Raw genomic sequence first — 22,951 nt, forward strand, 5'->3', positions numbered from 1 at the left:
GATGACGATCGCCCCCTTCGCGGCCGGCACCGCCGCCGCCGACCTCAACACCCGCCGCCTCGTCGAGATGAAGGCGACGCTCGGCACGCTGTCGAACCAGATCGCCAGCGGCCGGACCGCCGACACCTATGGCGGCCTCGGCGCCGGGCGCACCCAGAGCCTCTCGGCCCGCGCCCAGATCGGGGCGCTCGACAGCTACATCGCGGCGGCCGGCACCGGCGCGACCCGGGTGGCGCTGGCCTCCGCCAGCATGCAGCAGGTCGCGACCCTGACCTCCGCGGCCTGGAACGGCCTCGACAGTGCCGGCACCGGCTCCGGCTCCACCGCCCGCGCCATCCTGCAGCAGAGCGCGCTGGGCCAGCTCGGCGGCGTCCTCGACGCCCTCAACCAGACCACCGGCGGCCAGTACATCATGGGCGGCCGGGTCACCGACCGGGCGCCGGTGGAGAGCGCCGAGCGCATCCTCGACGGCGATTCCGCCGCCGGCCTCGCCGGGGTGCGCCAGGTGATCGCCGAGCGCCAGACCGCCGATCTCGGGGTCGGCTCGCCGAAGACCGGCCGGCTCGACGTCGCGTCCGCGGGGGCGAGCGCGAGCGTGTCGGAGAGCCCCTCGGCCGACGTGCGGGCGAATTTCGGCTTCACCCTCCAGGGCGTCGTCAGTTCGAACCCGGCCGCCCTGTCGGTCGCGCTCACGGCCGGCACGCCGTCCACCGCCACCCTGTCCTTCGCCGGCCAGCCGAAGGACGGCGACGTGGTGCGGGTGACGGTCCAGAACGCGGACGGGAGCCAGAGCCTCCTCGACCTCACCGCCCGGAATGCGGGGAGCGGCGGGGACGGCACCTTCGCGATCGGCGCCGACGCGGCGGCGAGCGCGCAGAACCTCACCGCGGCGCTCGCCGGCAGGGCCGTGGTCGGCGTCCAGAGCGGCAGCCCGCCCGGCGCGACGGCGACGCTCGCCGGCGGCACCCCGGCCTCCGCGACGGTGGCGATCGGGGCCGGCCTCAAGGCGGGCGACAGCGTCCAGGTCACGGTCGGCCTGCGCGACGGCACCAGCCAGACCATCACCCTGTCGGCGACCACCAGCGACTTCACCCCCGGCTTCAAGATCGGGGCGACGCCGGACGAGACCGCCGCCAACCTGTCGGACACCCTGTCGTGGACGCTCGACGCCCTGGCGACCACCAGCCTCGCGGCGGGCTCCGCCTTCCGGGCGGTGGACGACTTCTTCGCCGGCTCGTCCTCGCCGGGCCTGAACCCGCGCCGGGTCGCGTCGGATGCCGCCGGCAACGCCACCGGCTTCCTCGCCGATCCGAGCGGCCGCACCCTGGTCTGGTACAAGGGCGACGACACCTCCGCCGATCCGCGCCAGACCGCGACGGTGCCGGTCTCCCGCGACCAGTCGGTGGCGATCGGGGTCCAGGCCAACGAGCCGGCCCTGCGCTCGGCCCTGAGCGGCCTGGCGATCCTCGCCGTCACCCCCTTCGGCAGCAGCGACCCGTCCGGCGCCCGCTTCGCGCTCTACGCGGACCGGACGAAGGCGCTGCTCCGGCCCGCCGACGGCCAGCCGACCGTGCAGGGCATCGCCACGGACCTGAGCCTGGCCTCGGCCCGGATCGACACCCAGAAGAGCCAGAACGTCGCCACCAAGACCATGCTGCAGAAGACCGTCGACGGCGTCGAGACGGTCTCGACCGAGGAGGCGGCGGCCAAGCTCCTGTCGCTGCAGACGCAGCTCCAGGCGAGCTACCAGGCGACCTCGATGCTGTCGAAGCTGTCGCTGACGAACTACCTCTGAGGGACGGGTCGCTCGACGGGATGACCGCGGGAGGGGGATGAGGCGCGCTACCCCGGCTCCCGGCCTCACCCGGTCCGCCCCGCTCGCCTCAGGGTGCCTCCCCCTCGTTGCGCACCCGCGCCAGGACCAGATCCGTGAAGATCCGCGCATGCGGCATCTCCGGTGCCGGGTGCCGCACCAGGGTCATTGGGGCGACCGGGGCCGGACCGCCGATCGGGCGGTAGCGCACGCCCTCGGTGGCGAGCCGCGCCATCGAGCGCGGCACGATGGCGAGCGCGATGCCGGTGGCGACGAGGTTGACCACCGAGGCGAGCTGCGGCGCGTTCTGGGCGATGCGGGGCGAGAACCCGGCCGCCGCGCAGGCCGCCATGATGCCGTCGTAGAGCGCCCGCCCGTTGCGGCGCGGATAGACGATGAAGCCCTCGGCCGAGAGGTCGGCGAGGCCGACCGGGCCGGTCTCCGCGGCGAGCCGGTGCGTCGCCGGGAGCGCCACCACCATCGGCTCGTCGAAGAGGTGGCGCGCCCAGAAATCGTCGACCTCGCCCTCGTCCGGGCGCATGAAGGCGACGTCGACCCGGTTGCTCCGGAAGGCGGCGAGCAGGCTCGCGGTCGTCTCCTCGAGAAGCTCGACCTGCACGTCCGGATAGGCGCTGCGGTAGTCGCGGATCGCCCCGGTCACCAGGGGGTGGAACGAGGCCGAGGAGGTGAAGCCGATCCGGATCTGGCCGACATCGCCGGTCGCGATACGCAGGGCCCGGCTCTTCGCCGCATCGACGGCGGCGAGCACCGCGCGGGCATCGTCCGCGAAGGCGCGGCCCGGCTCGGTCAGCGCCACCCCGCGCGACAGGCGCTGGAGGAGCGCGGTGCCGATCTCGGTCTCGAGGCTCTTGATCTGGTGGCTCAGCGCCGGCTGCGCGATGTTCAGCCGCTCCGCCGCCCGGGTGATGCTGAGATCGTCGGCCACCGCGACGAAGTAGCGAAGATGGCGAAGCTCCATCGCGCCGGTTCCCCCCTGATCCCCGGCCTTCGCCGCAACCGCCGGATTCCTGTCCGTCAGCCCTACGATAGCCGAGGTTCGGGGGGAGCGCATGGGCGCGCTCGGCGTATGCTTACCCGCGCGGCACGGTATCCCGCACCGACGGCCGATCGGCTTGCGCGTCGCGGAAGGCCGCGATCGTGGGGCAGAGGCTCCGCCAGTCGTGGTCGGGGAAGCGGAACACCAGGTAGTCGAGCGCCGTGATCGCGGCGATCGCCGGCAGGCCGAAGGGCTCCTGGACGCCCTCGAACACCGAATCCAGGCGCCGCAGGCCCTCCCGCATGGTGCGGAAGCGCTTGGTGCCGACGAGGCCGGCATCGAAGTCCGGTGCCGACTTGCGGCCGATGATGACCGCGACCGCGGCGTCGAACACCCCGATCGCGACCCCGGCGGCCGAGAGCGCGGCGGGCCCGCCCGCCAGCACGGCGGGCGTCGACCCGGTCGCGTCGAGATGGGCGAGGATCAAGAGCGCTTCCGTGAGCCGCACGCCGTCGTCGGTGACGAGCGTCGGCACGCGGCCGGCCGGGTTGGCGTCGAGGAAGGCCGCGTCGTCGGCCCAGGCGTCGACGAAGGCCGTGTCGACGCTGTCGTTCAGGCCCTTCTCGATGAGCGCCATGCGGACGATGCGCACGAAGGGCGAGGTCGGGTTGGCGAAGAGCTTCATGGGGGTTGCCTCCGGTCAGCCGGCGGTGGTCAGGGGGCAGCCGCTCTTGTCGGCGGGGGTGAACAGCGTGTTGCCCGGGATCGTCTCGATGACGCGGTAGAGGTCGGCCTTGCTCTTCGACTCCTTCGGGCTCTTCACCTCGACCAGCATCATGTCCATCACCACCCGGCCGTTCGCCTGGATGCGCGGGTTGCCGTAGAAGCCGTCGTCGATCGGCAGTTCCTTCATCGCCTTGTTGACGGCGCCGGCCTCGTCGGTGCCGGCCTTCTCGACCGCCCGCAGGTAGTGGCGCACCGAGGAATAGGCGGCGGCGTGGCCCATGGTCGGCACCACGTTGCCGTTGCGCGCCATCAGGCGCTTGGCCCAGGCGCGGCTGGCGTCGTTGGCGTCCCAGTAGAAGTTCACCGCCATGCGGATGCCCTGCGCCACGTCGAGGCCGAGCGCGACGGTGTTGTTGGTGAAGACCAGCATCGCCACCACCTTCGAGGTGATGCCGAATTCTCGCGCCTGCTTGATGGTGTTGACGAGGTCCGGCCCGGCATTGGCGAGCCCGATGACGTCGGCGCCCGACGACTGGGCCTGGATCAGCTGCGAGGAGATGTCGGTGGCGCCGAGCGGATGGCGGATCTCGCCGACCACCGTGCCGCCGGCGGCCTTGACGGCCTTGCCGGCATCCGCCGCGAGGCCGTGGCCGAACACGTAGTCGGCGGTGATGAAGTACCACTTCTTGCCGCCGCTCTGCACCACGGCGCCCGCCACCGCGTTGGCGAGCTCGCCCGTCGAGGGCACCCATTGCGTGCCGTAGGGCGAGCAGCCCGGGCCGGAGAATTGCGAGGCGTAGCCGCCGGTCACCATCGTGGTGATCTTGCGCTCCTTGGCGTAGGCCTGGACGCCGAGGCCCACCGAGCTGGCGCCGCCGAGCACGAACGCCGTGACGCCGCGCTGGTCGACGAGCTGGCGGGCGAGGCCGGAACCGATATCGGGCTTGTTCTGGTGGTCGACGCCGATCACCTCGATCGTCCGGCCCAGCACCTTGCCGCCGAAATCCTCCGCCGCCATCGTGGCGGCGAGCACCATGTTCGGCCCGCCATTGCCGGAATACATCCCCGACAGGTCCTCGATCACGCCGATGCGCAGAGGCGTCTCGGCGGCGAGGGCAGGGGCGGCGAGCGTCGTGGCGAGGAGGCCGGCGACGGCGGCGCGTCGCGTCCAGCTCGTGCGGGGCCGGGACGAGAAGGGCATGGGCGTTTCCTCGGTAATCGGCACCGGCCGGTCTCGCGCCCGTTCTCGGGCGTCGGGGCGATGCGTGATGGCTGCCGACGGTATCGCGGGTTCGACCGATTGCCGTCCAATAGTTTGCGCACGGCCCCGTCATCGTTTCCCGATATGGCAGGGCGTGACCCCGGGTGCGGCGCCCCGTCATCGTCGCCGGCTATGGCTCGCGCCCGATCTTTGTATTGGACGGGGCGCCGGTCCGTGAGCGACATCCCCGGCATCGTCGCGAGGGCCCGACAGCACAGGCGCCCCGCTCTCCGAGGAGACGCCCGCATGATCACCAGCTTCTACATGCCGACCCGGATCGTCTCGGGGAGCGGCGCGCTCGCCACCATCGGCACGCTCGCCCGCGACCTCAAGATGACCCGGGTGCTGGTCGTGTCCGATCCGGTGATCTCGGCGCAAGGGTTCCATGCCGACGCGCTCGCCGCCCTCGCGGAGGCCGGGATCGCGGTGGCGCGCTTCGACGAGTGCGGGATCGACGCGCGCTGCTCGCACATCGACGACCAGGGCGAGCGGGTGCGCCGCGAGGGGCTCGACGGCGTCGTGTGCCTCGGCGGCGGCTCGGTGATGTGCACCGGCAAGGGCATCGCCATCGTGGCGACGAACCACAAGCCCATGGCGGACTGCACCGGCGTCGGCCAGTTCGACCGCAAGGCGCTGCCGATGATCATGGTGCCGACGACCGCCGGCTCAGGCTCCGAGGTGTCGCAATGGACCATCGTCAAGGACGAGGTCCGCCACCTGAAGCTGCTCGGCGGCGGCCCGTTGAGCTTCCCCGACGCGGCGATCCTCGATCCCGTGACCCTGCGCTCGCTGCCGATGCACGTCGCGGCGCTGCCGGCGGTCGATGCCCTGACCCACGGCGTCGAGGCGTATCTCAGCGGCATCGCCTCGCCGCTCACCGACGCGGTGGCGCTCGCCGCGGTGCGCCTCCAGGCCGCGTCCCTGCGCGCCTCGATCAATTCCGACGACGACCGGGCGCGGGAGGACAACCTAGTGGCCTCCTGCATGGCCAACATCGCCTGCGGCAACGCCCGCCTCGGCCACGGCCACGCTCTCTCGCTTCCGCTGGAGGGCCACCTCGATCTGCCCCATCCCTACGGCGTCGGGGTGCTGCTGCCGCACGTCGTCACATTCAACCTCGCGGTGCTGCCCGCCAAGGTGCGCCCGCTCGCCGAGGCGCTCGAGGTCGAGACCGCCGGCCTGTCGCGCCAGGAAATGATTTCTGCCTGCGCCGACGCGATCCGGGCGCTCTACGCCGATATCGGCTTTCCCACCCGCTTCACCCCCGATCAGCTGCCCCGCGACCGGGTGCGCGAGATGGCGCTCCGCGCGGTCCCGGGCCTCTACGCCGGCATCGCCGCCAAGGATTTCGACCCGGCCACCGCCCACGACCGCACGATCGTCGCGAGCCCCGCGGCGCGCAAGATGACGGTGAGGCAGGCCGAGGAGATCTTCGAGCGTTGCGTCGGGTGAGGCGTTCGCCAGTGCGGTCGGAGTAGTGGAGGACGGCGCTGGATTCCTCCTCTCCCCGCGGGCGGGGAGAGGGCCGCGTTCCCGTCCAGGGAATGCGGCAAGCGGAGGCGAAGCCGGAGCGAGGGTGAGGGGGAGGTGCCGGATGTGGCAATTCCGGGAACACCCCCTCACCCTCGCCCTTCGGGCTTCCTGAGCCCCTTCGGAGCTCAGGCCTCTCCCCGCCCGCGAGGAGAGGGGAAGCCCGCGCTTCATCCGACACCGTCGATGCCGCGTCCTGCGCGAGACCACCCGCGAAACCCTGTGTCCCCCACGCCCTGGCGCGCCGAGCCCCGCCATGTTTCTCTCCATCCCGAACGGGAGGGCAGGCCTTTGCGCACCACATCGATGATCCTGGCCGCCGCCGCCCTCGCCGCGGCGCTCCCGGCCCACGCCCTCGACGTGCGCGACCTGCCCATCGCCAAGGCGCCGGAGGCCTGCCCGCACGAGGGGCCGGGCTTCGTCCGCTTCTCCCGCGGCGGGCCGTGCACGCGGATCAGCGGCCGGGTGCGGGCCGAGGCCGGCACGCCGGTGCCCGCCCGGCCCGGAGCCGGGCTCGACGGGGCGGCGCGGGGCGTGGTCGGCGGCTCCGGCCGGGTCGCGATCGATGCCCGGACGGAGACCGGGTACGGCCCGGCCCGGGCCTATATCCGGCTCGGCACCGGGCACTGAGGCTCACAGGCTGCGCGACAGCACCAGCGGCGCGCTGCGCGCCCGACCGTAGGGGGAGGGGGCCGGATTGCCGCCGTAGCCGGTGCCGTAGCCCTTGGGCTCGCCGCTGCGGGTGATCTCCGCCGAGAGGCTGCGCAGCAGCCCTTCCGAGACCGACCGGGCGGTGGCCAGCACCGCCTGGTTCGCCGCGATCGCCTCCGAGAAGCGGCCATGCGCCTCGCGGAGCGCCGCGATCCCCTCGGGGGCGAAGCGGGCGAGCGCCACGGCGTTGGCCTTCACCGCCTGCAGGCCCTGCAGGTAGGCGCCGGCGAGCGCGGTCTTCCGCTCGGCCTCGGCCAGGCCCTCGGCGAGGCGGCCGACCCGGATGTGGTCGCTCTCGCGCCCGAGGAGGGCCTCGAGGTCGCGCATCGTCGACAGCGTCTCGGTGACCAGGCGCTCGGCGCCGTCGGCGTCGGCGACCCGGATCGGAGCGGGGCGGGCGGCCTCAGCCATTGGCGCCTCCCTGGAGCCGCAGCATCTCGCGCATCACCTGGTCGCCGATGCCGACGCCGCCGCTCTGCACGATCGACTGGGCGTATTCCTTGTTGAGCATCGAGCGGTAGACCCCGCCGCCGGTGCCGTTCTCGCCGAGCGGCCCGTCGGTTCCTTCCGAGCGGTTGAGCACGTCGAGGCTCTGCTCCAGGAACATCGATTCGAAGTCCTTGGCGGTCTTCTGCATCTTGGTCTTGTCGGCGCTCGCCGCCGGGCCGGACGAGACCGCCCCGGCAAGGGCCTGGCCGACCGCCATTCCGGCGGAGGCCGCGAGGGAAGCGAGGGGAAGCATCGTGGACCTCGGGGTGTGAGGGAAGGGCAGGCAAGAGGAAGGGCAGGCGAGCGGAAGGGAGCGGGACGGGTGGGGCGGGACGGCGTCGGGCCGCCTCACATCACCTCGATGTCGGCCTGGAGCGCGCCGGCGGTCTTGATCGCCTGGAGGATCGAGATCAGGTCGCGCGGGCCGATGCCGAGCGCGTTGAGCCCGTCGACCAGCTCGCGCAGGGTCACGCCCTCCTTGACCAGGGCGAGCTTGTTCTTCTCGCCGGCATCGACCTTGAGGGCGGTGCGCGGCACCACCACGGTCTCGCCGTTGGAAAACGGCGCCGGCTGGCTCACCTGCGGCTGCTCGGTGATGGTGACGGTGAGGTTGCCCTGCGCCACCGCGACGGTGGAGACCCGCACGTCGCGGCCCATCACGATGATGCCCGAGCGCTCGTCGATCACCACCCGGGCGGTCTGGTCGGGCTCGACCTTGAGCTGCTCGACCTCGGTGAGCAGCCGGATCATGTTGCCCTGGTAGCGCGGCGGCACCTGCAGGGTGACGGTCGAGGGGTCGGTCGGCTCGGCGGTGTCGGCGCCCATGAAGTCGTTGATCGCCGCGGCGATCCGCTTCGAGGTGGTGAAGTCCGGGTTGCGCAGCGACAGGCGCAGGCACTTCTGCTCGTTGAGCTTGAAGGCGATCTCGCGCTCGATCACCCCGCCGTTGGCGATGCGGCCGTTGGTCGGCACGCCGCGGGTGATCTTGGCCGCGTCGCCCTCGGCCTGGAAGCCCGCGATGGCGAGCGACCCTTGCGCCACCGCGTAGGCCTCGCCGTCGGCGCCCAGCAGCGGCGTGACGAGCAGCGTGCCGCCCTGGAGCGACTTGGCGTCGCCGAGCGACGACACCGTGACGTCGATCCGCGTGCCCTGCGCGGCGAAGGGCGGCAGGTTCGCCGTCACCATCACGGCGGCGAGGTTGGCGGTGCGCATCGTGGCGCCGCGGGTGTTGACCCCGAGCCGCTCCAGCATCGCCTGCACCGACTGCTTGGTGAAGGGCGCGTTGTTCAGCGTGTCGCCGGTGCCGTTGAGCCCGACCACGATGCCGTAGCCGATGAGCTGGTTCGACCGCATCCCCTCGACGCTGGCGAGGTCCTTCACCCGCGACAGGGCGAGCGCCGGGTGGGCCGAGAGGAAAGCGAGGCAGGCAAGGACGAGGAGGCGGAGGCGCATGACGGGGTCCCGAAACTCGACAGACCGGATTGCCAGGACCGTGCCAGCCCGCTCGTGCGGCGTAAGTCTCTGGTAAGGTTACCGCTTCGTTGCGAGGAGTGGGCCCGGGCGGCCGATCCGGGCCCGGTCGTTTTCGCCCCGCGGCAAGTTCTGCCGCCTCGTTTACGGCGCATTCACCATACCCGGGCGAGGTTTGGGTCAGGACCAGCGAACCCGTCACCCGGACCCGATCCCATGCGCGTCGACACCCGCCTCGCGGCCGCCCCCCTGTCGGGGGCCGGACCGCGCTCCCTGCCGGCAGGCGGCGTGTTCACCCTCGGGATGGAGGCGGCGCGCGGGCCCGTCAGCGCCGGCAGCGCGATGCCGCTCGCCAGCCTGAGCGCGATCCTGACCCTGCAGAGCCAGGACGAGATCTCGGCCGACCGCCGCCGCCGGGCGACGAAGCGCGGCCACGACCTCCTCGACGCCCTCGACCGCCTCAAGGCCGCCCTGCTGGGCGGCCGCGTCGCGACCTCGGAGCTGAAGGCCATCGCCGGCCGCCTCGCCGAGCGCAACGGCAGCACCGGCGACCCGCGCCTCGACGACCTTCTGGGCCATATCGAGCTGCGGGCGCAGGTGGAACTGGCCAAGCTCGGGATGGCGGGGGGCTGACCGGGCGTCGTCCGACTGCGGGACATGACCGAGGTGCAACTCCGACGAGCACCGCGCTATACTGGGTTTCATTGTTTCTTCTTGTTTCTGCACAAGTTTTAGGCATTCCTTCAGGGTTCGAGGGCAAGTTCCGGATGCCCTCATGCCGGAGCCAGACTTGATGCGCGCCCTCACATCCATCCGCGGGAGGCTGATCGCGCTTCTCCTGATTCTGGCGGGGCTGATCGCTGCGGCGCTCGGGGGCGGATGGTGGGGCGTCGCCGCGATGCGCGACGCGGTCGACCACATCTACAGCGGCCGCGTCGTGCCCTTGCGCGACCTCAAGGCCGTGGCCGACCTCTACGCCGTCAACATCGTCGACACCTCGCACAAGCGCCGCGCCGGCATCCTGACCTCGGCCGAGGGCCTCAAGAACGTCGAGCAGGCGCTGTCCCAGGTCGGCACCCACTGGTCGGCCTATCGCGGCAAGGCGATGAGCCCGCACGAGGCGCGGATCGCCGGCGAGGTCGAGGGCGCGATGGAGCGGGCAAAGCCGGCGATCGCCCGGCTGGTCGGCCTGCTGCGGGCCGAGGACGCCGCCGGCCTCGCCGCCTTCGTCGGCCGCGACCTCTACCCGGCGATCGACCCGATCTCCGACGCGGTCGGCAAGCTCGTCGAGCTGCAGCTCGACGAGGCCCGGGACGGCAAGGCGGCCGCCGACGCCCTCTACCGCCTGCTGGCCTGGACCCTCGTCGGGGTGGTTCTGGTGGCGGCGCTCGCCCTCGCGGTGGCGGGCCGGATCGTGCTCGCCGGCGTCTCGACGCCGCTCACCCGCATCACCGGCCAGATGCGGGCCCTGTCGGACGGCGACCTGTCCGTGAGCGTGACCGACCGCGACAAGCGCGACGAGATCGGCACGCTCGCCCGCGCCCTGCAGGTGTTCAAGGACGCGCTCGTCGCCAAGCGCGAGGCGGACCGCGCCGCGGCCCTCGAGGCCGACGCCAAGATGCGCCGGGCCGAGCACCTCGACGGCCTGACGCGCGCCTTCGAGACCCGGGTGATGGCGCTCAGCCGCGGCGTCGCCGACGCGGCCTCCGGCATGGAGGCTGCCGCCGGCACCATGGCGGCCACCGCCGAGGCGACCACCGGCCAGTCCGTGACCGTGGCGGCGACCGCCGAGCAGACCTCCGCCAACGTGCAGACGGTGGCGAGCGCGACCGAGGAGCTCGCCGCCTCGGTCCAGGAGATCGCCGCGCAGGTCGGCCAGTCGGCCCGCATGGCCGGCATGGCCCGGGAGGAGACGCAGCGCACCGACGCGGTGGTGCAGTCCCTGGCCACCGGGGTCCGGACGATCGGCGACGTCGTCGGGCTGATCTCGGGGATCGCCGGCCAGACCAACCTCCTGGCCTTGAACGCCACGATCGAGGCGGCGCGGGCCGGCGAGGCGGGCCGCGGCTTCGCGGTCGTCGCCGCGGAGGTCAAGGCGCTCGCCGAGCAGACGACCCGGGCGACCGAGGAGATCGCCCGGCAGATCGGTGCGATCCAGGCCGGCACCGGCGGGGCGGTCGAGGCCATCGCGGCGATCGGCCGGCGGATCGGCGAGATGGACACCATCGCGGCAGGCGTCGCCGCGGCGATGGAGGAGCAGGGCGCCGCGACCCGGGAGATCGCCCGCAACGTCCAGCAGGCCTCCCACGGCACGCACGCGGTCACGGACGCCATCGCGACGGTGCGCGACGGCGCCGGCGAGACCGGCACGGCGGCCGCCCAGGTTCTCGGCGCGGCGCGGGCGATGTCCCGCTCCGCCGAGGAGCTGCAGCGCGAGGTGGTGGGGTTCCTGGGCGATGTGCGGGCGGCATGAGCCGGGCATGCATTGTCATCGATCGATGTTGTGTATAGTTACACAATAGCAGATCGGGTGTCCTCTGCTCCGTCCTCGCTCCCGAGAGGCCGCCTTGTCCCGTCGATCGCGCAGCAACAGGACGCGGGACGTCGTCTCGGCCTTGCGGTCGGAGGGATGGCAGCTGGTACGAAAAGGGCCGGGTGACCATCTGCAGTTCAGGCATCCGACGAAGCCCGGCAAGGTAACGGTCGATTCGGGTGAGCCCGAAATTCCGACCGGAACGCTGCGCAGCATCTATCGCCAGGCCGGCTGGGAATGGTGAACGGGGCTCGATGAGCACAGGAGAGAACGAATGGCTCGCCTCGTCATGCTGATCCACGAGGAGAACGGCGTCTACGGGGCGTCCTTCCCGGATTTTCCCGGCGCCACCACCGTCGCGCAGGATCTCGATACGCTCTATGTGAAGGCCGCCGAGATGCTGGCGTTCCACGTCGCCGGCATGGTCGAGGACGGAGAGGCGGTGCCGCCCGCGCGCACCCTGCGGGAGATGCAGGACGATCCGGCGTTTCGCGAGGATTCGGCCGGTGCGATGATCGGCCTGATCGACGTCGATCTTCCGGGCCGGGCCGTTCGGGTCAACATCTCGGTCGAGGAGACGATCCTGCGCCGGATCGACCGCGCCGCCGCCCTGCGGGGCGAGACCCGCTCCGGCTTCCTGGTGGCGGCCGCCAAGGCGCGTCTTTCGGAGGGCGCGGCCCCCGGCCGTTGACGCCTCACCCCTTCATCTCCCACAACGGCGCCCGTTCGAAGACGGGCGGTCCTGGTGCCGCCGTGAGGTCCGCGTCACCCCGGCCGCGATGCTGTTCAACTCCTTCCCGTTCCTCCTCGGCTTCCTGCCGGTGGCCTTGGGTCTCCACGCGATCGTCGCCCTGCACCGGCCGGGCTGGCGGCTGCCGCTGCTCGTCGGGCTCTCGCTCGTCTTCTACGGGTGGTGGGACCCGCGCTTCGTGCCGCTGCTCGCGGCCTCGATCGGGCTGAACTGGCTCGTCGCCCGCTGGTTCGGGCGCAGCCGCGCAGGCCTGCTGATCCCGCTCGCCATCGCGGTAAACCTCGCGGTCCTGGCGCTGTTCAAGTATGCCGGGTTCCTCGCCGGCCTCGCCGCGCTCCTGCCGGGCCTCCACGACTTGGGCCGCCCGAGCCTTGCGCTCCCGCTCGGCATCTCGTTCTTCACCTTCCACCACGTGATGTACCTGACCGACCTGCGCGCCGGCCGGGCGCCGCAGATGGACCTGACGCGCTACGCCCTCTACATCGCGTTCTTCCCGCAGGTGCTCGCCGGCCCGCTGGTGCGCTGGAGCGAGATCCTCCACCAGTTCGACGAGAAGCCCTATGCCCGGCCCGACGCCGCCGAGCGGATCGGCCGCGGCCTGATGCTGCTCTGCCTCGGGCTCGCCAAGAAGGTCTTCCTCGGCGATCCCCTCGCGGCCTACGCCAACCCGGTGTTCCAGGCCGCCGCGGAGGGCAAGGTGGTGAGCCTCGTCGAGGCCTGGCAGGGCACGCTCGCCTTCACGTTCCAGATCTACTTCGACTTCTCGGGCTACACCGACATGGCGCTCGGCCTGGCGCTGCTGTTCGGGATCGTCCTGCCGCAGAACTTCGACGTGCCCTACCGCGCCACCTCGCTGCAGGATTTCTGGCGGCGCTGGCACATGACCCTGTCGCGCTTCCTGCGCGACTACCTCTACATCCCGTTCGGCGGCAACCGCCGGGGCCTCGCGGTGCAGGTCGCTGCGCTCTTCGCCACCATGACGCTCGGCGGGTTGTGGCACGGGGCCGGCCTCACCTTCGTCGCCTGGGGGGCGGCGCACGGGGCCGGGCTCGGGGCGGGGCTCATGTGGCGCCGCGCCGGCCTGCCGATGCCGGCGCTGCTGGGCTGGGCGCTCACCTTCGCCTTCGTGGCGCTGACCTGGGTGCTGTTTCGCGCCACCAGCTTCGAGGCGGCGCTCGCGGTGTTCAAGGGGCTCATCGGCCTCGCGCCGGTCGGCCACGGCTTCAAGTGGCGGGCCTTCGTGCCCGCCGCCCTGGTGGCGCTGATCGGCCCGACCGCCTGGGCGGCGGTCCACCGCCTGCCGCCGCGGCCGGCGCTGGCGATCGCCTTCGCGGTGCTCCTCGTCGCGGTGCTGCTGCGCATCGGCGACGACGCGAACTACGAGTTCATCTACTTCCAGTTCTGAGGGGAGCCGACCCGATGCGCGCCGACCCCCTGGACCTGGACGCCGCGTGGCGGCGTTTCGCGATCCGCCTCGTGACCGCGGCGGCCTTGCTGCTCGCCGGGTACCTCGCCCTCGCGCTCGCGGTCGATCCCTACGACACCGGCCGTCCGCGGCTCGTCGCCCGCGACGGCGTGCGCCCGCAAGGGCCCCGCACCGCCTCGGCGAGCCGGGGCCGCGATCCCGCCTACGACGCGGCGATCGTCGGCAACTCGCACGTCCAGCTGATCTCGCCCGAGCGCCTGCGGGCCGCGACCGGGATCCCGTTCGTGCAGCTCTCGGTGCCGGGCACCGGCCCGGGCGAGCAGTTTCTGGTCGCCGACTACTTCCTGCGCCACCACCCGCGGGCACGGGCCCTGGTCCTCGGGGCCGACGCGTTCTGGTGCACGGGCGATCCCGCGCTGCCGCCGCAGCGGCCGTTCCCGTCCTGGCTGCTCGCCGCCGACTGGCCGGGCTACCTGCGCGGCCTCCTGCGCATCACCGTCGCCCAGGAGGTCGTCAACCGCCTCGGCTGGGCGATGCGCTCCGCCCCGCGCCGGGCGGCTCCCGACGGCTACTGGGATTACGAGCCGGATTACCTGCGGCTGGGCGATCCCGACATGCCGGCCCGCGTCGCCTCACGGGCGAAGGCGGCCCCGGACGGACCCGATCCCGGCGAGGGCGGGCCCGGCTTCCCCGCCGCCGCCGCCCTGCGCGCGCTCGCCGACCGCTTGGGCCCCGGCACGGCTCTGGTGCTGGTCTTTCCCCCGGTCGCCCCGGCGACGCTGCCGCGGCCGGGCACCCCCCGGGCGGCCGCCGCCGCCGCGTGCCGCGCCGCGCTCGCCGCCGCGGTGGCGCCGCGGGGCCGGGTCGTCGACTGGTCCGGCGACCGGCCCGAACTGCACGGGCCCGACCTGTTCTTCGACGGCTCGCATTACCGCCACCCCGTCGCCCGACGTCTGGAAGCCGACATTGCGGCGGCGCTCGGGGCCCCGGCGGCTGGTGCAGATGGCCTACGACCGTGACACGTTTGCAGCAGAATGCCGCCGTCCCCTGGTCCGGTCCTTGCGTGCGGTGCAGGGACATTGTGATGTCGTGCGGCCTCTATTATAGGGCTGCGCCAAGTGGGCTGCGGCCATGACGTCGGCTGCGGTCAGGACAACATCTGTTTTCCGAGGGGCGCGATGGCGAAGATCGTGATCGAGGAGGGCTATGCCCCCAATGACGCCGAGCCCTTCATGAACGAGCGTCAGCGGGAGTATTTTCGCCGCAAGCTCCAGGGTTGGAAGCAAGACATTCTGCGCGAGGCCCAGGATACCCTGGTGGCGCTGCAGAGCGAGAACGAGAATCACCCCGACCTGACCGACCGCGCCTCGTCGGAGACCGACCGGGCGATCGAGCTCCGGGCCCGCGACCGGCAGCGCAAGCTGATCGCCAAGATCGACTCGGCGCTCGCCCGCATCGAGGACGGCTCCTACGGCTACTGCGAGGAGACCGGCGAGCCGATCTCCCTCAAGCGCCTGGAGGCCCGCCCGATCGCGACCCTGTCCCTCGAGGCCCAGGAGCGCCACGAGCGCCGGGAGCGGGTGTACCGGGACGATTGACCTCGCCGTCCACCCTTCCCCCCGCTGGGCAGGACTGTCCGGGGAAATGAAAAGACGCGAGTCTCCCCTCTCCCCGCGGGCGGGGAGAGGCTTGAGTACCCCTTGTCGGGTGCTCAAGGAGCCCGCAGGGCGAGGGTGAGGGGGTGTTTCCGGAAGAGTCTCACTCGTCGAGACCCCCTCACCCTCGCTCCGGCTCCGCCTGCGCTCCTTTCACCCCCGGCAAGGGGGGCGAAAGCCTCTCCCCGCCCGCGGGGAGAGGAGGGAACCCGTGCCATTCTTTTCCCCGGACAGCCCTGCCCGCTGCGGGGGAGGGTTCGCGCACGGGCCGCGAGATGCGTCTTCATCGAAACGTGACCTGACCTGGGGCGGTGAGGGCCGGATCCCCGGCGAACCGCGTTTCGGCACCTGAAAAGCAAGGGCGGCCCCGGCGGGGAGTGCCGGGGCCGCGCCGCGTCCGAGCGGCTCAAGGGGGAGCGCGCCGCCCGGTGCGGGATCTCTGCGCGGTGCCGTTCGCCGCGAACGGCACCGTTCGCTAGAACGGCACCGTTCGCTAGAACGGCAGCACGACGTCGAGGAATTGCTGGCCGTAGCGCGGCTGCTGCACATCGGTGATCTGGCCGCGGCCGCCATAGGCGATGCGGGCCTGGGCGATCTTGCTCGAATCGATCGTGTTGTCGGACTCGATGTCCTCCGGCCGCACCACGCCGCCGACGATCAGTTCGCGCACCTCGAAGTTGATGCGGATCTCCTGGCGGCCTTCCAGCACCAGGTTTCCGTTCGGCAGCACCTGCGTGACGATCGCCGCGACGTTGGTGGTCACGGTCTCGGCCCGCTGGACCGAGCCGGCGCCGTCGTTGCTGGTGACCGATTCCGTCTTGAGCATCTTCTCCGGATCGATGCCGCCGAGGAGCTTCGTCTTCGTCTCGAGCCCGAAGGCGTTCGGGAGCCCGAACGACTCGCTGTTGGCGCGCGAGCGCTTGGTCTCGTTGTTGAGGTTGGCCTTGTCGGTGACGTTGATCTTCACCGTGACGAGGTCGCCGACCTTGGCGGCGCGCTGGTCCTTGAAGAAGGCGCGCGAGCCGGTGCGCCAGAGCGAGTTCGAGGCGTAGGAGACCGGCTGGACGTCCGGCATCGGCAGCCGCACCGGGCGGTAGCCCGCCTGGGCGGTCGGGTCCTCGATCGCCGAGAGCGCCGGCGTCGCGCCGATGTTGGAGAGCCGGTCGACGGTGTTGCAGCCGGCGAGGAGCGTGCCCGCGAGGCAGGCGAGGGCGAGGCGGGAGGCGGTCATCTCAGGGCCTCCTCACGGCCGGGCCGAGGCGAGGCGGCCGGGAGCGGCCGCCGTCACCGGCACGATCGGCGCCACGGTGACGCGGCCGGGGCCGATCACGGTGGCCTGGATCACCTTCTTGGAGACCGGGTTGATCACCCCGATCACCGCCCCGAGGGGGCCGCCCTCGCGGGCCTGGCCGCGAAGCGCCAGGGCCACGCCGGGGGTCTCGTACACGATGGTCACCGCCTCGCCGCGGGCGACGAGGTCCGGCCGGCCGAGCTCGCCGGCGCGCAAGGCCGTGCCGGCGCCGAGCGGCTTCTGGGCTACCTGGCCGACGAAGGCGGCGGCGTCCGCCGCGGTGTCGGCCGGCAGGCCCTCGCGCGGGCGCCGTTCGACCGCGATGTCGGGGACCGACAGCGTCTCGCCGCGGTTGATCGCGCGGGTCAGCACCGCGACGTCGGCCATCTCGACTACCTGGCCCGACACCCGCAGCGACGCCTGGCGCTCGCCCACCACCACGAGGGCGGTGACGCGGCGGCTGCGGGGATCGTAGGTCACCTCCTGGGCGGTCGCCGCGGCGACGAGGTCCGGCGGCACGGTCAGCACCGGCGTCTCGCCCTCGAAGGCGATCGACGTGAAGCTCGCATCGAGGCCGCGGAGCTTGGCGAGCGCCGCCTTGACGGCGCCCTCGATCTCCGGCGCGGCGATGCGGCGGGCCGCCCGCTGCACCGAGATCTGCAGCCGGCCGCCGCTCTCCGGCGCGTCGAGCCCGAGCCCGGCCGTCGCCTCGACGATGCGCCGGACCTGGATCGTGCCGGAGGTGCCCAGCGCCGGGGCCCGGAACAGGGCCTTCTGGGCGAGCGCCGGCGGCGCCCCGGCGACGAGGTCGCCGAGCGTGATGACGTCGCGCTCGGCGGTGATGTCGCCCTTGAGCGCGAGGCGCTCGCCGGCGAGCACCGGCAGGGTGAGCAGGCCGAAGGCGAGCAGCGTCAGCGCGGTGCGCGACAGGATGCCGGGGCCGAGCAGCGCGCGGCGCGCCTCCGGCGCCGGGAGGGCGGGACGGGTCATCGGGGCGCTCATCCGCGGAACATCTGCGAGGTGGTGGAGAGCATCTGGTCGGCGGCGGTCACGACCTTCGAGTTCATCTCGTAGGCGCGCTGCGCGGCGATCAGCGAGGAGATCTCCGAGACCGCGTTGACGTTGGCCTCTTCGAGGTAGCTCTGCTGCAGGTTGCCGAACCCGTCGGTGCCGGGAACGCCGGTGATCGGCGGTCCCGAGGCCAGGGTCTCGGTGAACAAGTTGTCGCCGATCGATTCGAGGCCGACCTTGTTGACGAACCGGGCCATCTGGATCTGGCCGAGGTTCTGCGGCGCGGTCTGGCCCGGAATCTGCGCCTGCACGATGCCCGAGGCGCTGATCGTGACGCCGGTCGCGTTGTTCGGCACCGTGATGTTCGGGTTCATCAGGTAGCCTTCGCGGGTGACGATCTGCCCCTGCGCATCGAGGTCGAACGAGCCGTCGCGGGTGTAGGACGTGCGCCCGTCGGGCATCGTGACCTGGAAGAAGCCCTCGCCGCGCACGGCGATGTCGTAGGTCTTCTCGGTCGAGGTGAGCGTGCCCTGCGACATCACCCGGGCGGTCGAGGTGGTCTTCACGCCCGAGCCGAGGGCGAGGCCCGCCGGCAGCTGGTTGTTCTGGTCCGAGGTCGCGGTGCCGGCCCGGCGCAGGTTCTGGTAGAGCAGGTCCTGGAAATGCGCCTGCTGGCGCTTGTAGCCGGTGGTGCGCAGGTTCGCGATGTTGTTCGAGATGACCTGGACGTTGAGTTCCTGGGCCGCCATGCCGGTGGCGGCGGCGTAGAGCGCGCGCATCGTCGTTGGCTCCGTTTACGCGTTGCCGACGTCGGCGAGGCGCTGGATCGCCGTGCCGCGCAACGAATCGAGCCGCGAGACCGTGTCGGAGACGAGCTGGTAGGTGCGGTTCACCTCCAGCATCCGGGTCATCGCCAGCACCGGGCGGACGTTCGAGCGCTCGAGGGCGCCGGGCTCGATCCGCCCCTGGGGGCCCGCCGGCTGGGGCGGCGTGGTCGAGGAATAGAGGTTCCCGCCGGCATTGGTCAGGCCCTGCGGGTTGGCGAAGGTGACGAGGCGCAGCTTGCCGCGGGTGCCCTGGTTCGTCGAGATCGTGCCGTCCGGCCCGAGCGCGAGCCCGGTCTCCTGCTGGCCGATCTGGATCGGGCCGCCCTCGCCGAGGACGGGGTTGCCGTCGCTCGTGACGATCTGCCCCTGCGCGTTGAGCTCGAAGGCGCCGTTGCGGGTGTAGCGCTCGCCCTGAGGCGTCTGCACGGCGAAGAACGCGTCGCCGCGGATCGCCGCGTTGAGCGGGTTGCCGGTCGCCTCGATCGGGCCTTGCGTGAGATCGAGCGGCGTGCCCGAGTCGATCACGTAGGACAGCTTGCGGTCGGGGCGCTGGAAGTTCTCCGCGCTCGCCTTCGGCATCAGGTATTCCTGGAAGCGCGTCGTGCGCGCCTTGAAGCCCGTCGTGGTGACGTTGGCCATGTTGTTGGCGATGACCTCGAGCTCGCGCCCGAGCGCCATCTGGGACGAGAGCCCGATCAACTGAGCATTCTGCACCGGCTACTCCCCGACGATGCGTGACGGTCGGGCCACCCCGCTCCCCAGCGGCGGGCCCGCCCCGACGATCGCAGGGGCCGTGCCAAGCCGGCGCGCCCGGATTTTTGCTGTCATGGCAAATGCTTGGTTAATCGCAGGCCGCGACGGCCCGGGTCGTTTCGTGCCGACCCGGCAGGATCGACCGGGCAGAATTTGCCGCCTTAACGGGGCGTTAACCGTCTTCGCACACAGTGCGGACACGTCCCGGCGACGGGTTTTCAAGGATTTGGACGGCGGGCGATGGCCAAGAAGCCGAAGAAGGCACCGGCTCCGGAGGCCGAGGGCGAGGAGGGCGCGGCCCCCGCCGGCGGGGCCAGGAAGAAGCTGATCGTCATCGGCGCCGCGCTGCTGCTGGCGGCGGGCGGCGGCGGCGGCTTCCTGCTGATGCGCAGCCGCGCGGCGCACGCCGAGAAGCCGGCGCCCGAGCAGAAGCTGCCGGTCGCGTTCATGGACGTGCGCGAGATGACCATGAACCTGATGCCCGAGCCGGGGCAGACCCAGCCGCGCTTCGTGCGCCTGAAGGTCGCCCTCGAGGTGCGGGATTCCAAGGTGGTGACCGAGATCCAGCCGCTGATGCCGCGGGTCGAGGACACCTTCCAGGGCTTCGTGCGCGAATTGCGCGTCGGCGACTTCGAGGCGGCGGGCGGGACCTACCGCCTGCGGGAGGAGCTGCTGCGGCGGGTCAACGTGGCGGTCTACCCCGCCAAGGTCGACGCCGTGCTCTTCAAGGACTTCACCATCCAGTAGTGATCCTCGAGCGGGATTTGGTGCTTCCGTGGCCGGACCTGACGACACCATCGACGAAGACGACTGGGCCGCGGCCCTGATCGAGCAGGGCGGCGGCGGCGACGCCTCGCTCGCCGAGGAATGGGGCGCGGCGCTGGCGGAGCAGGGCACCGCCACCCAGGCGAGCGACATGGCGGCCGAGTGGGCCAACATGATCGACGAGGGCGAGGCCGAGAACCTCCCCGAGCTCGCCGGCAACGACCGCATCCTGAACCAGGAGGAGATCGACCAGGTCCTCGGGTTCTCGCTGCGCGAGCTCTCGGCCTCGGGCGCAGGCGGCATCCGGGCCATCGTCGATTCGGGCGTCGTCTCGTACGAGCGCCTGCCGATGCTCGAGATCGTCTTCGACCGGATGATCCGGTTGCTGTCGACCTCGTTGCGCAACTTCTTCCAGGACAACGTCGAGGTCACCCTCGACAACATCACCTCGGTGCGCTTCGGCGACTACCTGAACGCGATCCCGCTGCCGACGCTGCTCGGCGTGTTCCGGGCCGATGCCTGGGAGAATTCGGGGCTCGTCACGGTCGAGTCGAACCTCGCCTACTCGACCCTCGACCTGCTCCTCGGCGGCAAGCGCGGCGGCACCAGCATCCGGCTGGACGGCCGGCCGTTCACGCCGATCGAGATGCAGCTGGTGCGCCGGATGGTCGAGATCATCCTGGGCGACCTCGAGGCCTCGTTCCAGCCGCTCTCGCCGGTGCGCTTCCTCATCGACCGGATCGAGACCAACCCGCGCTTCGCCACCATCACCCGGCCGGCCAACGCCGCGATCCTGATCGACCTCAAGCTCGACATGGAGGGCCGCGGCGGCCTCCTCCAGATCCTGTTTCCCTACGCCACGATCGAGCCGATCCGCGACCTGCTGCTGCAGAGCTTCATGGGCGAGAAGCTCGGCCGCGACCACATCTGGGAAGGGCACCTCGCCACCGAGATCTTCCAGGCCGACGTCGCGGTCGAGGCGGTCCTGCACGAGATGTCGCTTCCGCTGCGCCGGGTGCTGTCGCTCGAGGTCGGCGACACCATCATGTTCGACGCCAAGCCCGCCGACCTCATCACGCTTCGCTGCGGCGACTGGGCGATGACGCAGGGGCGGATCGGCCGCCTCGACGACAGCATCGCCGTGCAGGTGACGCGCCCGCTGCGGCGCGCCCGCACCACCTTCGCGGCCTTCGAGGCCTCGATGCAGAACCGCAAGGACGGGTAGAGCCGCATGTCCCCCTCCCAAACCCGCAGCGAGGCCGCGTCGTGAGCCTGATCGTCAGCATCCTGGCCGACCTGCTGGTGGCGGTCCTGCTCGTCGCCTGCATCGGTACCTCGGTGAGCCTCGGGCGCCGCATCACCCGCCTCAAGGGCGACGAGGCGGCGATGCGCCAGACCATCGGCGACCTGATGGTGGCGACCGAATCGGCCGAGCGCGCCATCACGGGCCTGCGCACCACGCTCGCCGAGTGCGACCGCACGCTGGCCGAGCGCCTGCGCCTGGCCGAGCGCACCAACGCCGACCTCGCCGCCCAGCTCCAGGCCGGCGACGAGGTGCTCTCGCGCATCGGCCGCATCGTGGCCCAGGCCCGGGCGGCGGTGCCCGGCGAGGTGGCGGGCCTCGCGCCGGCGCCCGAGGCGCAGGCCCCCGCGGCTTTCGTCGCGCCGGCTCCGGTCGCGCCCCAGGTCGCCCCCGTGCCGCCGCCCGCGCCCGAGCCGCGGCCGGTCTCCACCGGCGAGCGCCTCGGCGCCGCCGCCGCCGCCGCCCGTGCGCTGAGCGAGCGGGCCCTGAGCCGCCTGCAGGCCCAGGCCGCATGACCCTCGCGCTGCTCCTGCGCCGCTTCGCCGGGCTGCCGCCGGCCGCACTCCCGGCCGGCGCCGCGCCCGGTGGCGCCCCCCCGGCGGCGGCCGGAGCCGGCGCGACCAGCCCCGCGACCCGGAAGCCCGCCGCCCAGAAGCCCGCCGCCAATCCCGCGGCTCCCAAGCCGGCCGCGCGGCCTGCCGCCGGCACGCTGCCGGCCAAGCTCCCGCAGGCGCCCGCCTCCGTCGCCGTCCTGGTGCAGCGCCTCCTCGCGACGCCGGCCTGGCGCGGGCCGATGATCCGCCTGCGCCTCGTCGACGCGGTGGCGGTGGCGGCCTCGGGTCTGCTGCTCCTGAAGGTGCTCGCCGTGCTCGATGCCGGGCCCTCGACCGGGGCGCGCTTCGCCGAGCTCCTGGTCCATGCCCGCTCCGGCTACGAGCCCCTCGACCCGACGATCACCGGCTCGCTCGCGGCGAAGGAGGCGCCCAAGGACGCCTCCAAGGAGCCGGCCGCTGCCGCGCGCCCGCCCGAGCCGTCGCGGCCGGCCGCCGAGCCGGCCTCGCCCTCCGAACGGGCGATCCTCGAGAAGCTCGGCGCCCGCCGCGACGCGCTCCAGCAGCGCTCGCGCGACCTCGAGACCCGCGAGCAGCTGATCGAGAACGCCGAGCGCAAGCTCGAGACCCGCATCAACGACCTCAAGACCCTGGAGCAGAAGGGCGACGACGCGGCGGCCAAGCGCGCGGAAGCCGAGGCCGCGGGGCTCAAGTCCCTGGTCACGATGTACGAGACGATGAAGCCCAAGGAGGCCGCCCGGGTCTTCGACCGGCTGAAGCTCGACGTGCTGGTGCCAGTGGTGGTCGGCATGAACCCGCGCAAGATGGCCGAGGTGCTGGCGGTGATGCAGCCCGACGCGGCCGAGCGCCTGACCGTGGCGCTCGCCCAGCGCGCCCGCGGCGCCGGCAGCCCGAAATCCGCGGCGGCCGCTCCGGGCCTGCCCCCCGGCGAGCTGCCGGCGATCGACGGGACGCGCTAGAGCGGCCCGGTTTAAGCCCTCGTTAGCCGTGTGGCGGCATGGTGCCGGCTCGGGATTTTCGGGCGGACACCATGGGATCGACGGGCAGGAGCCGCCGCGCGGCGGCGC

Annotated in this window: 24 protein-coding genes; 14 read left to right on the forward strand and 10 right to left on the reverse strand. The window is 72.3% G+C overall.

Annotation, left to right across the window (positions count from 1 at the left end; genetic code table 11):
• The first annotated feature begins 1 nt into the window (after position 1).
• Positions 2-1,795: a hypothetical protein gene (locus tag DK419_RS04300; protein WP_109958000.1), complete on the forward strand. Its 1,794-nt coding sequence runs from the start codon at positions 2-4 to the stop codon at positions 1,793-1,795.
• An 88-nt stretch (positions 1,796-1,883) separates the two neighbouring features.
• Here DK419_RS04300 and DK419_RS04305 read toward each other — a convergent pair whose 3' ends face one another.
• The 3 genes from DK419_RS04305 to DK419_RS04315 form a co-directional block, all read right to left on the reverse strand.
• Positions 1,884-2,792 carry a LysR substrate-binding domain-containing protein gene (locus DK419_RS04305; protein ID WP_109958001.1) on the reverse strand — a complete coding sequence of 303 codons (909 nt, stop codon included), beginning with the start codon at positions 2,790-2,792 and terminating at the stop codon, positions 1,884-1,886.
• A gap of 112 nt (positions 2,793-2,904) precedes the next feature.
• Complete coding sequence (locus DK419_RS04310) at positions 2,905-3,495, reverse strand: glutathione S-transferase family protein (protein ID WP_109958002.1); 591 nt, start codon at positions 3,493-3,495, stop codon at positions 2,905-2,907.
• A 15-nt stretch (positions 3,496-3,510) separates the two neighbouring features.
• Positions 3,511-4,737 (reverse strand): ABC transporter substrate-binding protein, encoded by a 1,227-nt coding sequence (locus tag DK419_RS04315; RefSeq protein ID WP_109958003.1) that lies wholly within the window; start codon positions 4,735-4,737, stop codon positions 3,511-3,513.
• A 306-nt stretch (positions 4,738-5,043) separates the two neighbouring features.
• On the opposite strand from DK419_RS04315, the gene DK419_RS04320 reads away from it, so the two are divergent.
• Both DK419_RS04320 and DK419_RS04325 read left to right on the forward strand, forming a co-directional pair.
• Entirely contained in the window at positions 5,044-6,249 is a 1,206-nt protein-coding gene (locus DK419_RS04320) for an iron-containing alcohol dehydrogenase (RefSeq protein WP_109958004.1), read from the forward strand.
• Positions 6,250-6,618: 369 nt separating this feature from the next.
• Positions 6,619-6,957 (forward strand): porin, encoded by a 339-nt coding sequence (locus DK419_RS04325; protein WP_245442825.1) that lies wholly within the window; start codon positions 6,619-6,621, stop codon positions 6,955-6,957.
• 3 nt (positions 6,958-6,960) lie between these two features.
• Here DK419_RS04325 and DK419_RS04330 read toward each other — a convergent pair whose 3' ends face one another.
• From DK419_RS04330 to DK419_RS04340, 3 genes are all read right to left on the reverse strand, one after another.
• Complete coding sequence (locus DK419_RS04330) at positions 6,961-7,449, reverse strand: hypothetical protein (protein ID WP_109958006.1); 489 nt, start codon at positions 7,447-7,449, stop codon at positions 6,961-6,963.
• Complete coding sequence (locus DK419_RS04335) at positions 7,442-7,780, reverse strand: rod-binding protein (RefSeq protein WP_109958007.1); 339 nt, start codon at positions 7,778-7,780, stop codon at positions 7,442-7,444. Before DK419_RS04335 ends, DK419_RS04330 begins: the two co-directional genes overlap by 8 nt.
• Positions 7,781-7,875: 95 nt before the next feature.
• Entirely contained in the window at positions 7,876-8,979 is a 1,104-nt protein-coding gene (locus DK419_RS04340; protein WP_109958008.1) for a flagellar basal body P-ring protein FlgI, read from the reverse strand.
• A gap of 234 nt (positions 8,980-9,213) precedes the next feature.
• On the opposite strand from DK419_RS04340, the gene DK419_RS04345 reads away from it, so the two are divergent.
• From DK419_RS04345 to dksA, 7 genes are all read left to right on the forward strand, one after another.
• On the forward strand, positions 9,214-9,630 hold the full coding sequence (locus DK419_RS04345) for a flagellar assembly protein FliX (protein ID WP_109958009.1): 417 nt from the start codon (positions 9,214-9,216) through the stop codon (positions 9,628-9,630).
• A 160-nt stretch (positions 9,631-9,790) separates the two neighbouring features.
• Positions 9,791-11,470 carry a methyl-accepting chemotaxis protein gene (locus DK419_RS04350; RefSeq protein WP_162561143.1) on the forward strand — a complete coding sequence of 560 codons (1,680 nt, stop codon included), beginning with the start codon at positions 9,791-9,793 and terminating at the stop codon, positions 11,468-11,470.
• A gap of 142 nt (positions 11,471-11,612) precedes the next feature.
• Positions 11,613-11,774 (forward strand): type II toxin-antitoxin system HicA family toxin, encoded by a 162-nt coding sequence (locus DK419_RS04355; RefSeq protein WP_425352659.1) that lies wholly within the window; start codon positions 11,613-11,615, stop codon positions 11,772-11,774.
• Positions 11,775-11,804: 30 nt separating this feature from the next.
• Complete coding sequence (locus DK419_RS04360; RefSeq protein ID WP_109958012.1) at positions 11,805-12,221, forward strand: type II toxin-antitoxin system HicB family antitoxin; 417 nt, start codon at positions 11,805-11,807, stop codon at positions 12,219-12,221.
• Positions 12,222-12,309: 88 nt separating this feature from the next.
• Positions 12,310-13,686 (forward strand): MBOAT family O-acyltransferase, encoded by a 1,377-nt coding sequence (locus DK419_RS04365; RefSeq protein WP_109958013.1) that lies wholly within the window; start codon positions 12,310-12,312, stop codon positions 13,684-13,686.
• A gap of 14 nt (positions 13,687-13,700) precedes the next feature.
• Positions 13,701-14,726, forward strand: a complete 1,026-nt coding sequence (locus DK419_RS04370) for a hypothetical protein (RefSeq protein WP_167450826.1) — start codon at positions 13,701-13,703, stop codon at positions 14,724-14,726.
• Between the two features lie 159 nt (positions 14,727-14,885).
• Complete coding sequence (gene dksA / locus DK419_RS04375) at positions 14,886-15,305, forward strand: RNA polymerase-binding protein DksA (RefSeq protein ID WP_048436190.1); 420 nt, start codon at positions 14,886-14,888, stop codon at positions 15,303-15,305.
• Positions 15,306-15,855: 550 nt separating this feature from the next.
• Here dksA and flgH read toward each other — a convergent pair.
• The 4 genes from flgH to flgF are packed head-to-tail and all read right to left on the reverse strand — an operon-like array spanning position 15,856 to position 19,205.
• The gene (gene flgH / locus DK419_RS04380) at positions 15,856-16,593 is read right to left on the reverse strand and encodes a flagellar basal body L-ring protein FlgH (RefSeq protein ID WP_109958014.1); all 738 of its coding nucleotides are present in this window, start codon (positions 16,591-16,593) and stop codon (positions 15,856-15,858) included.
• Positions 16,594-16,605: 12 nt separating this feature from the next.
• Positions 16,606-17,643, reverse strand: a complete 1,038-nt coding sequence (gene flgA / locus DK419_RS04385) for a flagellar basal body P-ring formation chaperone FlgA (protein WP_109958015.1) — start codon at positions 17,641-17,643, stop codon at positions 16,606-16,608.
• Positions 17,644-17,651: 8 nt separating this feature from the next.
• Entirely contained in the window at positions 17,652-18,443 is a 792-nt protein-coding gene (gene flgG, locus DK419_RS04390; protein ID WP_109958016.1) for a flagellar basal-body rod protein FlgG, read from the reverse strand.
• Positions 18,444-18,458: 15 nt separating this feature from the next.
• Positions 18,459-19,205: a flagellar basal-body rod protein FlgF gene (flgF, locus tag DK419_RS04395; protein ID WP_109958017.1), complete on the reverse strand. Its 747-nt coding sequence runs from the start codon at positions 19,203-19,205 to the stop codon at positions 18,459-18,461.
• A gap of 279 nt (positions 19,206-19,484) precedes the next feature.
• Between flgF and fliL the strand changes: the two genes are divergently transcribed.
• From fliL to DK419_RS04415, 4 genes are read left to right on the forward strand one after another with little or no spacing between them, the layout of a single operon-like run.
• Positions 19,485-19,991 carry a flagellar basal body-associated protein FliL gene (gene fliL / locus DK419_RS04400; RefSeq protein ID WP_109958018.1) on the forward strand — a complete coding sequence of 169 codons (507 nt, stop codon included), beginning with the start codon at positions 19,485-19,487 and terminating at the stop codon, positions 19,989-19,991.
• A 28-nt stretch (positions 19,992-20,019) separates the two neighbouring features.
• Positions 20,020-21,234 carry a flagellar motor switch protein FliM gene (fliM, locus tag DK419_RS04405; protein ID WP_048436196.1) on the forward strand — a complete coding sequence of 405 codons (1,215 nt, stop codon included), beginning with the start codon at positions 20,020-20,022 and terminating at the stop codon, positions 21,232-21,234.
• Positions 21,235-21,275: 41 nt separating this feature from the next.
• Positions 21,276-21,827: a DUF6468 domain-containing protein gene (locus DK419_RS04410; protein WP_109958019.1), complete on the forward strand. Its 552-nt coding sequence runs from the start codon at positions 21,276-21,278 to the stop codon at positions 21,825-21,827.
• The gene (locus tag DK419_RS04415; protein WP_342587213.1) at positions 21,824-22,843 is read left to right on the forward strand and encodes a MotE family protein; all 1,020 of its coding nucleotides are present in this window, start codon (positions 21,824-21,826) and stop codon (positions 22,841-22,843) included. Before DK419_RS04410 ends, DK419_RS04415 begins: the two co-directional genes overlap by 4 nt.
• Positions 22,844-22,951: the final 108 nt, after the last annotated feature.

Origin of the sequence: Methylobacterium terrae, from assembly GCF_003173755.1 — a bacterium.
Lineage (GTDB): Bacteria > Pseudomonadota > Alphaproteobacteria > Rhizobiales > Beijerinckiaceae > Methylobacterium > Methylobacterium terrae.

Bases quoted from the DNA above. Each gene is read 5' to 3' on its own strand.
- DK419_RS04340 (WP_109958008.1), bottom strand. From the start codon at position 8,979: ATGCGCCTCCGCCTCCTCGTCCTTGCCTGCCTCGCTTTCCTCTCGGCC.
- DK419_RS04370 (WP_167450826.1), top strand. From the start codon at position 13,701: ATGCGCGCCGACCCCCTGGACCTGGACGCCGCGTGGCGGCGTTTCGCG.
- DK419_RS04330 (WP_109958006.1), bottom strand. From the start codon at position 7,449: ATGGCTGAGGCCGCCCGCCCCGCTCCGATCCGGGTCGCCGACGCCGAC.
- fliL (WP_109958018.1), top strand. From the start codon at position 19,485: ATGGCCAAGAAGCCGAAGAAGGCACCGGCTCCGGAGGCCGAGGGCGAG.
- dksA (WP_048436190.1), top strand. From the start codon at position 14,886: ATGGCGAAGATCGTGATCGAGGAGGGCTATGCCCCCAATGACGCCGAG.
- flgH (WP_109958014.1), bottom strand. From the start codon at position 16,593: ATGACCGCCTCCCGCCTCGCCCTCGCCTGCCTCGCGGGCACGCTCCTC.
- DK419_RS04300 (WP_109958000.1), top strand. From the start codon at position 2: ATGACGATCGCCCCCTTCGCGGCCGGCACCGCCGCCGCCGACCTCAAC.
- DK419_RS04350 (WP_162561143.1), top strand. From the start codon at position 9,791: ATGCGCGCCCTCACATCCATCCGCGGGAGGCTGATCGCGCTTCTCCTG.
- flgA (WP_109958015.1), bottom strand. From the start codon at position 17,643: ATGACCCGTCCCGCCCTCCCGGCGCCGGAGGCGCGCCGCGCGCTGCTC.
- DK419_RS04365 (WP_109958013.1), top strand. From the start codon at position 12,310: ATGCTGTTCAACTCCTTCCCGTTCCTCCTCGGCTTCCTGCCGGTGGCC.
- DK419_RS04315 (WP_109958003.1), bottom strand. From the start codon at position 4,737: ATGCCCTTCTCGTCCCGGCCCCGCACGAGCTGGACGCGACGCGCCGCC.
- DK419_RS04310 (WP_109958002.1), bottom strand. From the start codon at position 3,495: ATGAAGCTCTTCGCCAACCCGACCTCGCCCTTCGTGCGCATCGTCCGC.
- DK419_RS04320 (WP_109958004.1), top strand. From the start codon at position 5,044: ATGATCACCAGCTTCTACATGCCGACCCGGATCGTCTCGGGGAGCGGC.
- DK419_RS04360 (WP_109958012.1), top strand. From the start codon at position 11,805: ATGGCTCGCCTCGTCATGCTGATCCACGAGGAGAACGGCGTCTACGGG.
- DK419_RS04305 (WP_109958001.1), bottom strand. From the start codon at position 2,792: ATGGAGCTTCGCCATCTTCGCTACTTCGTCGCGGTGGCCGACGATCTC.
- DK419_RS04335 (WP_109958007.1), bottom strand. From the start codon at position 7,780: ATGCTTCCCCTCGCTTCCCTCGCGGCCTCCGCCGGAATGGCGGTCGGC.
- DK419_RS04345 (WP_109958009.1), top strand. From the start codon at position 9,214: ATGCGCGTCGACACCCGCCTCGCGGCCGCCCCCCTGTCGGGGGCCGGA.
- DK419_RS04415 (WP_342587213.1), top strand. From the start codon at position 21,824: ATGACCCTCGCGCTGCTCCTGCGCCGCTTCGCCGGGCTGCCGCCGGCC.
- flgG (WP_109958016.1), bottom strand. From the start codon at position 18,443: ATGCGCGCGCTCTACGCCGCCGCCACCGGCATGGCGGCCCAGGAACTC.